The sequence below is a fragment of the Williamwhitmania taraxaci genome (assembly GCF_900096565.1).
In the GTDB taxonomy this organism is placed as follows: domain Bacteria; phylum Bacteroidota; class Bacteroidia; order Bacteroidales; family Williamwhitmaniaceae; genus Williamwhitmania; species Williamwhitmania taraxaci.
Window position 1 is genome coordinate 19,711 of record NZ_FMYP01000049.1, and the last position, 10,268, is coordinate 29,978.

A 10,268-nucleotide genomic window follows, 5' to 3' on the forward strand; every position below is an offset into this window, starting at 1 on the left:
CAGATAGGATTTCACTGCAAAGGTAAAATTCTAAGCCGAACCCGCCTATTTTTCATAAAAAAGAGTTTATACCACGTTGCTATTAGTTGAAAGAGTAAAGGTGGGTTGATTTACAATTCGAATTTATGGAGATATACAATGATACCCCTAAAGACAACAACCCAGAAAGCAATAAAATATCTTTTTATCCACATGAAATAACTGCCTATAACGGGAATTCGGAATCTAACGATCAATTACTTAGAAACAGATCCTTTCCAGTAATGAACAGATTACGGATAAAAATATCAAGAAAAGGTTTTGAGACTGGAGGAGGTTGAACTACCTTTGTGGCTCACTGAAAAGCAATGCAGAACAATTCTCAAATATTTTTTAGCCTTGGATTGTCCGAGCACCGCCTGTGGGGTTTTATCTTTGTACCCTATCTTTTGGAGCGAATTGGAGAGTCGCCTATCTACAAAATTGTAGAAAACCTACACGGTAAGGACCAAACCAGAACTGTAGAGCTTTCGGATACCGAAAAGCAACTCCTTAAACTTGTAAATGAGTACAACGAAAAAAACTTAGTTAAGCTCTTCTCGAAACAGAAGAACCAAAAGGAGTTCATTGCCCAACTTACCCCCGAACTACAAGCCACTACCATCCGACCATACATTGAGCGTAGGATTGTTAAGTGCCTTGAGTTGCTCAAGCATTGCAATACCCCCCTCTACCAGCAAAGCCTCAAGCTGAGCAACTTCTACGAAGAAGAGAGGCTGATAATTGAAACTACAAAGGCAAACACACTCTTTTCATTCGACTATAATGAAGAGGGAATAAAATACTCGCTGAGCGTCACTTTCAACGAGGAGGAACTAAAGTTGGATAAAACCTCGGCAATCATCTCCAACTCCCCTTGCCTAATAAAGTGGGACAAGCGGTTGATGATTGTGGAGGACACCGATGGAAAAAAACTACGCCCGTTCCTTCTGAAAGCGTTTATTGCCATTTCCGCTTCGGCCTCACGGCAATACTTCTCCTCCTTTGTGTTGAATACTATTAAATCATACCCAGTAAGAGTTACGGGATTTGCCATCAGCTCCGAAGAGTGCCCCGTTATTCCTTCGGTTTCGCTGGAGGAGACGATTGAGGGCCGATCGCTGGCCTGTATCCGATTCCACTACAACAGCCATGCTTACTTTGCCAATAGCAAGACAGACTCAGTCGTTAGCCTCAACTTTGATGGGGACATTCCACACTACACCCGACTCGAACGCAATTACAACCGCGAAAAAGAGCTGCTGGAGTATTTTGAATCGCTAGGATTTGTTCACGTAGAAGGGCCATACTACCAAACACTGTTGGATGTTCCTCCAAAGCTGCCAAAGTTGAAGAACCTAGCGCTAGCCATTGGAGAATCAATGAAAAAACTTCAGGAGGCAGGCTTTCAGGTAAACAGCAAGCTTAATGGCATAAAGCCATACTTGGGATATCAAGAGTTGGACCTCCGCTTTACAACTACCGACGAGGGGTTTAAGGCTATAGGCGGAATTAAGTTTAACGGAGGAAGCATTGGATTACTGGAAATAAAAGTGCTCCTCGAGAAGGATCACGACTATATTCCCCTACCGAGCGGACAGCGCCTCTACATCAACGACCAAGACATGGAGCGCCTCCGCCCCATGTTTTTTTTTGGACGAGAAGAGGAAGGCGAGTTGCGGCTTAGCAGGCACCACTTCCAGCTGGTGGACAACTCCTCCGACATTGAACTGGAGGAGATAACCCAGCTTCGGAGCTTCGAGAACCTACCCCAGTTGGTAGGAAATACGCTTCCAGTAGGACTTAACGCCACGCTTCGTTCCTACCAACTGGAAGGGTTTGCGTGGCTAAAATATTTACAGATGAACCGCTTTGGCGGTTGCCTTGCCGACGATATGGGATTGGGTAAAACCATCCAAACGTTGGCATTTTTGCTCTGGAGTAAGCAGAACATTAGGCAGAAAGCAGAAATGGAACTGACCGCTGCCACGGTAACGCAACCAACGTTATTCCAAAATACACAGGTTTTAGAAGAGCGCGAAGGCAAAAAACCCACTTCACTCATTGTGATGCCCACTTCGCTGATTCACTCATGGAAAGCAGAGGTAAAGAAGTTTACCCCAAACCTTACCATATATGAGCATACCGGAATAAACAGGGCCCGCGACATTCAACGATTGGGAAAATACGACATTATCCTTACCACCTATGGCGTATTGAGGAACGACGCAGAAATGCTGAGCAAGTTCCGTTTCTACTACGTTATTCTGGATGAGAGCCAGATGATAAAGAATCCCGATTCCAAGGGATACCGCGCCGCCTTAAAGCTGAATACAGAAAATAGGTTAGTGGTTACTGGAACCCCCATCGAAAATAGCCTCAACGACCTCTGGGCGCAGATGAACGTGATAAACCGAGGCATCCTTGGTAACCAAAAAGTTTTCGATGAACAGTTCTCCAACAGCATAAACACCGGAGTTACTGCCTTCGACGAGAAACGACTAAAGTCGATAATTGCCCCATTCATCCTCCGACGAACCAAGGACGAGGTAGCCAAAGACCTCCCAGCCAAAATTGAGAATATTGTCTACTGCGACATGTCCGAAGCGCAGCAAGCCGTATACGAGCACGAAAAGGAGTCCTTTAGACAAAACATCATGGCCAACCTCGACGCCGATGGCCACTCCCGCAACCGCATGAAGATATTCCAAGGGCTTATTCGTCTAAGGCAAGCCGCCTGCCATCCCGCGCTAATTGACGATGGCTTCTGCGGCAACTCAGGGAAGTTTGAAGAAGTAGTGCGTATGATCGATAGCGTTGTATCCGAAGGCCATAAGGTATTGGTATTCTCCTCGTTTGTAAAGCACTTGCGCTTGGTAGAGTCCGAAATAAAGAACCGAGAAATCCCCTACCTCATGCTCACGGGTAGCAGCACCAACCGCGAAGAGTTGGTGAAGAATTTCCAGAACAACGATAAGGTAAAGGTATTCTTGATCTCCTTAAAGGCTGGTGGATTTGGACTCAACCTCACCGCTGCCGATTACGTCTTTCTACTCGACCCATGGTGGAATCCTGCCAGCGAGAATCAAGCGCTCGACCGCGCCCACCGAATTGGTCAAGACCGAAAAGTGTTTGCCTATAGATTCATTACCAGCGGTACCATTGAGGAGAAAATCTTAATTCTCCAGGAGAAGAAGAGTAAGCTGGCCGATACATTTATCAGTTCCAACAATCCCCTTAAAGATCTTAATCGCGATTTGCTCGAATCGCTGCTGGGCTAATTGGTCGTTGACCAAAAATATACCACAAAATAGGAACTCTGTCCAAACAAGTTGGCCAATAGGGTGTTTATGTAGGAAACAACCACTACCCCATGCTCTGTCAAGAAAAACAAGTGGCCATTCACACACAAATCCAAGGCTTTAAAGATTTCGGAATTAAAGTGAAGCAGTTCGCCCCATCGGAAAAGAGACGCACACCCTATCTGAACCACATCGGCACGACAGTAATACCGTTTATTGTAAGTGTACAAAATATACCATCAGTAGTCCAACAAAACACTTTACAGTAAATGCAAAAAGGTAGAACATTGCAACGAACAAAAACCAATAACTACATAAATATGAAAACAACAATCCTTTCATTGCTGGCACTGGCCACAGCTCTTTCGGTAAATGCGCAAGATAAATGGAGCGTAGACAAGTCACACACGAGCGTCAACTTCTCGGTTTCCCACTTGGTGATTACTGATATTGACGGACAATTTAAACGTTATGAAGGTTCTGTGGTATCCCCTTCATCCGACTTTGTTGGAGCCACCGTTAATTTTTCCGTTGATGTGAATAGCATCAATACCAATAACGAGGGTCGCGACAAACATCTGATGGGCGATGATTTTTTCAATGCCGAAAAGTTCCCGAAGATGGTATTTAAGAGTGTTTCCTTTGTGAAGAAAAACGGTAACAAGTATGCTCTCACTGGAGATTTAACCATCCGCGATATAACGAAGCGGGTTACATTTGACGTTAACTACGGTGGAACAGTGAAAGATGCATATGGAAATACAAAAGCAGGATTCAAGGCCACTACGGTTATAGACCGTATCGAATACGGATTGAAGTGGAATGCCCTCATCGAAACTGGTGGAGCTACAGTAGGAAAAGAGGTTACCATAACTGTGAATATTGAACTTTCGAAAGAGAAATAAGGGTCGCTTTGGAAAAAATTGAACAAACGGTAAATGAATTTACTTTATCTTTATAATATATTTGTCACCACAGAGCATTACATCCAATGGTTGTGATAAAAGCAAAGAATTATTAAATAGAACGGTAAGGCGATACAACAGTAGTGTCTCTCGTCCTACAAAACAATAAACCGGCATAGAGACCATGCCAAAACAAAAGCAATTTACTATGATAAAGAAATTAATGATTGGAAGCACATTCGTACTCGGCATGCTAATAGTAGCACAGTTTGCCTCAGCACAAACCAAACTTGAGCGTCCTGCTAAGGTAGGCATTCAAGCAATCGATGATTTTGCTACAAAAAGTTTCGATAGCTACGACGAAAGTGGTAAGATCACGGAAGCCCTCAACGAGGTGAATATTAAAAACAACGATCAAGGAAAAGCCGAATCGGTGACCAATGAAAAAAGCGAACCGATGACCAAGCAAAATGCACTTGCTAAGCTTACCACCCTTGCAGAAAGGCTAAAGAAACAAGAAGCCAATGTGAGCAAGGTAAAGGAGTATCAACAACCTGCTACCGATGCGTTAAAATCGTGCTCGATGCTTCAAAAGCCAAAAGCCACCAAGGCTATTTCCAAAAGCGGCGAAGCCCTTACTAAGGTTACGGACGAAACAAAGAAGCAGCTGGAGATGGTAAACAAAAAACTCGAATTTGTAAAGACCCTGAAAAAATAAGCAAACCATATTCAAACAAAAAAACGCCGATCGGAACGGATCGGCGTTTTTTTATTCTTTTCTCTGACTAAAGTCGAGCCAATAGATTGAGCACATTGTTTTGAATACGCTCTGGTATATCATCAATAGGAGCCTTAACAAACGGTTCGCCAATGATCAGCTCATAAAGTTCAATGTATCGCTGCGAAACGGATTCAACAAAAGCATCAGTCATTTCAGGAACCTGTTGACCCTCTTTGCCCATAAAGCCATTCTCCATTAGCCATTCACGAACAAACTCTTTCGATAACTGACGCTGAGGTTCGCCTTTTCGGAGCAGCTCCTCGTAGCCTTCAGCGTAAAAATAACGGCTCGAATCAGGAGTGTGAATCTCGTCAATCAAATAAATTTTACCGTGACGCTTACCAAACTCATACTTGGTATCCACAAGGATTAGCCCTTTATCAGCAGCCATTTCGGTTCCTTTGGCAAAAATGGCTAAGGTATACTTCTCGAGCAAGGCATAATCCTCGGCCGATACCATGCCGCGAGCAATAATCTCCTCTTTGGAGATATCCTCATCGTGAAATCCTTGATCAGCCTTGGTGGTTGGGGTAATTATAGGAGTAGGAAACTTTTGATTCTCTACCATTCCATCGGGAATTTTTACTCCGCAAATCTCCCTATTGCCGCTTTTGTATGATCTCCAAGCACTGCCGCAAAGGTATGCACGTACAATCATCTCAACAGAAAATGGTTCGCATCTCATACCAATAGTTGCCATAGGGTCGGGAGAAGCGATTTTCCAGTTGGGAACAATCTCCGCTGTTGCATCCAAAAATCTGGAGGCAATTTGATTCAAGACCTGACCTTTGTAGGGAATTCCCTTTGGAAGAACCACATCAAAGGCGGAGATGCGGTCGGAAACCACCATCACCATATAATCATCCTTGATGGTATAAACGTCTCTTACCTTTCCGATATAAACATCAGTTTGATTAGGAAACTGGTAGTTGGTGCGAACAAGAGCTTTTTCCATTTATAAAAGTGTTTAGGTGTTGGTTTGGCCTGAGGCCGATTCATGATCCTTATCGAAAGCTTTAACATAACCGGGTTGATACCTTCGAGGATGAGGAGCTTTTCTGTCATTGAAGTGATTCGATGATAGTATGTAGGTAAAAGCGTACAAAACTAAACTAATTTCGGGTTTTTTCGAAACGTATAACACCTTCTGAGGTTAATTTAACCATTATTTAATCCACAACTTTTAAACAGGTATAGAATCATTTTGTCCAAGCATACGCAACATTCGGCCGTGCATCCAAATTGCTCTAACAAATGTAGATTGAACATGGTAAGGCAAGCTAAACTCGTGAGCTGTTTGTCGGATAATTGGTGCGATTTTCTGATAATGGATATGACAGATGTTGGGAAATAAGTGGTGCTCTACCTGATAGTTTAATCCGCCAATAAACCAAGACAACAATTTGCTCTTGGGTGCAAAATCGGATGTTGTGGCCAGCTGATGAACGGCCCAGTTGTTTTCGACATTCCCAGCTTCGTTTGGTAGCGGAAACGCAGATGTTTCGATAACGTGAGCCGATTGAAATACAATGGCTAGCAGAAAACCGCTTACATAGTGCATTGCCACAAATAGGATTAGGATTTGCCACCACGGTACAGGCATAAATAGCATTGGAATTAGCAGCATGTAGGCAAAATAGCCAGCCTTCAGCCCTATCAACTCAACCATTAAACGGCGGAATGACCGGCTGGCGCTTAGCTTATGCCCCTCGCGCTTATAGCGGATTAACTGCACAAAATCCTTATCGGTACTCCATGAAATGGTCATTAATCCGTAAAGAAACCAACCATATATGTGCTGAAAACGGTGAGCCCAATACCGTGGCTTGTGCGGCGAAAAACGCAAGAATTTTCCAGGGTTAATATCCTCGTCATAGCTATCAATATTGGTGTAACTATGATGGAGCGTATTATGCTGGATTTGCCAAGTGAGAGCAAAGCCTCCAATGAGGTTTATTACGAGACCAATAAACCGGTTAACCTTCTCGTTTTTCGAAAACGCTCCATGGTTGGCATCGTGCATAACCGAAAAACCAATCCCGGCCATCCCAAAACCCATGACAACCCACAATGATAGCAAAATCCAAAAGTTACTTACTAAGCCAGAAACACTTATTCCATAAGGAATAAAGTAGAGCAGCAGCATAAACACCATCTTAACAAACATGGAGGCATTACCATATGTGGAGATATCATGATCCTTAAAGTATTGGTTAACTCTTTCTCTTAGAACGGCTACAAACTCTTTGTTTTGGCCGTTTGTAAATTTGAGCGCTTTAAATTCCATGTCGTTAAAAATATTTTTAAACAGGAGACGATAGTGACAACACTTAAAAAAATCAGGTTTAACCTACTCGTTCTCCAACGAACAATTAACAGCAGCTACTCACCAATTGTTAATTTCATCATCTTACCATTAGTGTAATTTAGCTGGGGAGATGGATGTCAATTGCCAAGATGGTGCAACAACTACCTATTCTATCGAACTATACAACCAGAACATACGCAAACTACCTCCATAAAAAAGATTCTTTCCACCAACATTTTGCCACCTATGCCGGAAATAAGAAAAAGGCTGTTAATTTTACAGAAAGAATAACAACTGTTGGGCATGGCCATAGTTACCCTCACAACCGACTGGGGAAAAATGGATTACTACGTAGGAGCGCTGAAAGGACAACTGCTAAGCATGTGCCCTACGGCCACTCTTGTAGATATAAGCCATGATATTTCAGCCTTCAATGTGCAACAGGCGGCCTTTGTGATACGCAACAGCTATAGACATTTTCCCGATGGAACGGTTCATATTGTAGGTGTAAACAGCGAACCCTCTCCTAAAAACCCATTCATCGCCATTGAGGCCGATGGACAATTTTTTTTGGGTACCGACAATGGGGTTCTCAGCTTAGCTTTGCGCTCGACTCCCACTAAAGTTATAAAGCTCCATTACGAACCCATCTCCGGATTCTCTGCCCTTTACACTTTTGCACTTTCGGCTGCGCACCTAGCCGAAGGAAAACCCTTGGAGGAGCTAGGTCAACTCTACCCAGAGTTTAGCCAAATGGTACCGATAAGAGCCGCCTACGATGATTCGATTATCAATGGAACGATAATCTATATCGACTCCTTTCAAAATGCCATATCGAATATCTCCACAGACCTATTTGAACGCGTTGGACAAAGCCGATCCTTCGAGATTCTTGTCCAGAGCAACCACAATAAGCTCACGAAAATTAGCAACACATACAACGGAACCGATCCCGGTAACCTACTGGCCATTTTCAACTCGGTGGGCTTGCTGGAAATTGCGATCTTTCATGGACAGGCGGCCGAACTTCTCGGTCTGAGCGTAGGCTCTGCCGTTCGTGTGAAGTTTTATAATAACGTAATTAACTAAAATATGGATGATAAGCTAAAGGCCTTTGAGCGCTTACTGAATATAATGGATGAGCTGCGCGAAAAATGCCCTTGGGATAGGGAGCAAACCTACGAAAGTCTGCGCGCCAATACCCTAGAAGAAGCCTACGAGCTAGCGGGTGCCATTCTCTCGAAGGATTATGTCGAAATGCGCAAGGAGCTGGGCGACCTGCTGCTTCATATCGTGTTTTACTCGAAGATAGCCAGCGAGGAGAATCGATTTACCATTGCCGAAGTGATGAACGGCCTTTGTGATAAGCTGATTTATCGCCATCCACACGTTTTTGGAGAGGTTCAGGTATCCGGAACAGGTGAAGTTCTTGAGAATTGGGAACAACTTAAAATCAAAGAAAAAGATGGGAACAAAACCGTTCTATCTGGGGTTCCCAAAGCACTTCCCGCCCTTATAAAGGCAAACCGTATACAGGAAAAGGTGCGAGCCGTTGGCTTCGATTGGGAAGAACGCAATCAGGTGTGGGACAAGGTAGAAGAGGAATACCAGGAGTTGCGGAAAGAGGTATCCGAAAACAATATGGTGAATGCCGAAAAAGAGTTTGGCGACCTCCTTTTCTCCGTAGTGAATGCTGCTAGGCTTTACGGTATCGACCCCGAAAGTGCGCTGGAAAGAACCAACCAAAAGTTCATGAAGCGGTTTGGCTACCTTGAGGAACGAACCATAAAGACGGGTAAAAATCTCAAGGAGATGTCGCTCGACGAGATGAACGTGATTTGGGAAGAGGCAAAGAAGTTTGATTCATAAACAAGTAAATACAAAACAACATGAATATAGTTGGAATAATAGTTTTAGTTATTGTAGCGATATACCTATTGGCCATCACTAATGGATTAATTCGCAGCAGAAATAAGATAGATTATGCCATTGGTGGAATGGATGCTATGCTCAAAAAGCGAGTAGATATAATTCCTAACTTGGTTGCAGCAGTCAAAGAATATATGAGATTTGAGGAAGATACGCAAGCAAAAATAGTAAGCCTCCGCAATCAAAATAAGGAGAGTTTTATGCAGATAGATGACGATTCTTCTAAGATAATCAAAACCATACTCTTAACGGTAGAAAACTATCCTGAACTTAAGGCAAACAATAGTTTTTTGCATTTACAGCAAACATTAAGCGAAGTGGAAGAACAACTATCTGCTGCTCGAAGAACTTACAATGCACATGTGCTAAACTACAATAATAAGGTAGAAACAATACCATCAAATCTATTTGCCAAATTGCTTGATTACAAAACAATGCCGATGTTTGCAATTGAAGAATCGGATAGGCAGAAGCCTGATATCAAAAAGTTGTTTAACGCATGAAATGGGATTTAATAAAACTCCAAAAAGAGCTTCTCCAAAAGTATCCCGATATTGACAAGCTAAGGGAGAAATCACGATTCCACACAGAAATGATGAACGGGGGGCTAATTATAGGTTGCCTCGCTTTTGCATTTATCTTTATTTTAGGAGATGGCGAAACGAAGTTAATTAGCTTCGTTTCGTTAGTAATGCAAGATTCAACTCACAAATGCAACTTGGGTTAACTGATTATATGTTAAGAGGGGAGAGATAAACCCTAGCCTTTTTCTAGGCCGACTGTTAAGAATATCTTCGACCCACTGAACCTGCTCTTGTGTTATCGTTTTAAAGTCCGTTTTCTTCGGGAAATACTGCCTTACCAAGCGGTTTGCATTCTCGTTAGCGCCGCGCTCCCAGCTGTGGTATGGCCGTGCAAAGTAAAAATTTATTTGCAACTTTTCGGCAATAACCTGATGTGCTGCAAACTCCTTTCCATTATCAGCGGTAATAGTGTGCATTTGGTGTGCCAACGGGGATAGCGCC

The 10,268-nt window shown here is 43.1% G+C and carries 9 protein-coding genes; 6 read left to right on the forward strand and 3 right to left on the reverse strand.

Annotated elements, in window-relative coordinates:
* Positions 1 to 347: 347 nt before the first annotated feature.
* The 3 genes from BLS65_RS12355 (at position 348) to BLS65_RS12370 (ending at position 4,943) form a co-directional block, all read left to right on the forward strand.
* Positions 348 to 3,299 carry a DEAD/DEAH box helicase gene (locus tag BLS65_RS12355; protein ID WP_092439461.1) on the forward strand — a complete coding sequence of 984 codons (2,952 nt, stop codon included), beginning with the start codon at positions 348 to 350 and terminating at the stop codon, positions 3,297 to 3,299.
* A 341-nt stretch (positions 3,300 to 3,640) separates the two neighbouring features.
* Positions 3,641 to 4,225 carry a YceI family protein gene (locus BLS65_RS12365; RefSeq protein ID WP_092439481.1) on the forward strand — a complete coding sequence of 195 codons (585 nt, stop codon included), beginning with the start codon at positions 3,641 to 3,643 and terminating at the stop codon, positions 4,223 to 4,225.
* A gap of 208 nt (positions 4,226 to 4,433) precedes the next feature.
* Entirely contained in the window at positions 4,434 to 4,943 is a 510-nt protein-coding gene (locus BLS65_RS12370; RefSeq protein ID WP_092439465.1) for a hypothetical protein, read from the forward strand.
* 67 nt (positions 4,944 to 5,010) lie between these two features.
* Here BLS65_RS12370 and BLS65_RS12375 read toward each other — a convergent pair whose 3' ends face one another.
* Positions 5,011 to 5,961, reverse strand: a complete 951-nt coding sequence (locus BLS65_RS12375; protein WP_092439467.1) for a phosphoribosylaminoimidazolesuccinocarboxamide synthase — start codon at positions 5,959 to 5,961, stop codon at positions 5,011 to 5,013.
* A 228-nt stretch (positions 5,962 to 6,189) separates the two neighbouring features.
* Entirely contained in the window at positions 6,190 to 7,293 is a 1,104-nt protein-coding gene (locus tag BLS65_RS12380) for a fatty acid desaturase family protein (RefSeq protein WP_092439469.1), read from the reverse strand.
* 324 nt (positions 7,294 to 7,617) lie between these two features.
* Between BLS65_RS12380 and BLS65_RS12385 the strand changes: the two genes are divergently transcribed.
* Genes BLS65_RS12385 through BLS65_RS12395 form a run of 3 tightly spaced genes read left to right on the forward strand, consistent with a single transcriptional unit; the run spans position 7,618 to position 9,746 of the window.
* Positions 7,618 to 8,403: an SAM hydrolase/SAM-dependent halogenase family protein gene (locus BLS65_RS12385; RefSeq protein WP_092439471.1), complete on the forward strand. Its 786-nt coding sequence runs from the start codon at positions 7,618 to 7,620 to the stop codon at positions 8,401 to 8,403.
* Between the two features lie 3 nt (positions 8,404 to 8,406).
* Entirely contained in the window at positions 8,407 to 9,183 is a 777-nt protein-coding gene (gene mazG, locus BLS65_RS12390; protein ID WP_092439473.1) for a nucleoside triphosphate pyrophosphohydrolase, read from the forward strand.
* A 20-nt stretch (positions 9,184 to 9,203) separates the two neighbouring features.
* Entirely contained in the window at positions 9,204 to 9,746 is a 543-nt protein-coding gene (locus BLS65_RS12395) for a LemA family protein (RefSeq protein ID WP_092439475.1), read from the forward strand.
* Positions 9,747 to 9,943: 197 nt separating this feature from the next.
* On the opposite strand, the gene BLS65_RS12405 is transcribed toward BLS65_RS12395, so the two are convergent.
* A partial coding sequence (locus BLS65_RS12405; protein ID WP_125869860.1) for an IS30 family transposase occupies positions 9,944 to 10,268 on the reverse strand: 325 nt, incomplete at its 5' end.

Coding starts and splice junctions, on each gene's coding strand:
- BLS65_RS12355 (WP_092439461.1), top strand. CDS start 348: ATGCAGAACAATTCTCAAATATTTTTTAGCCTTGGATTGTCCGAGCAC.
- BLS65_RS12365 (WP_092439481.1), top strand. CDS start 3,641: ATGAAAACAACAATCCTTTCATTGCTGGCACTGGCCACAGCTCTTTCG.
- BLS65_RS12370 (WP_092439465.1), top strand. CDS start 4,434: ATGATAAAGAAATTAATGATTGGAAGCACATTCGTACTCGGCATGCTA.
- BLS65_RS12375 (WP_092439467.1), bottom strand. CDS start 5,961: ATGGAAAAAGCTCTTGTTCGCACCAACTACCAGTTTCCTAATCAAACT.
- BLS65_RS12380 (WP_092439469.1), bottom strand. CDS start 7,293: ATGGAATTTAAAGCGCTCAAATTTACAAACGGCCAAAACAAAGAGTTT.
- BLS65_RS12385 (WP_092439471.1), top strand. CDS start 7,618: ATGGCCATAGTTACCCTCACAACCGACTGGGGAAAAATGGATTACTAC.
- mazG (WP_092439473.1), top strand. CDS start 8,407: ATGGATGATAAGCTAAAGGCCTTTGAGCGCTTACTGAATATAATGGAT.
- BLS65_RS12395 (WP_092439475.1), top strand. CDS start 9,204: ATGAATATAGTTGGAATAATAGTTTTAGTTATTGTAGCGATATACCTA.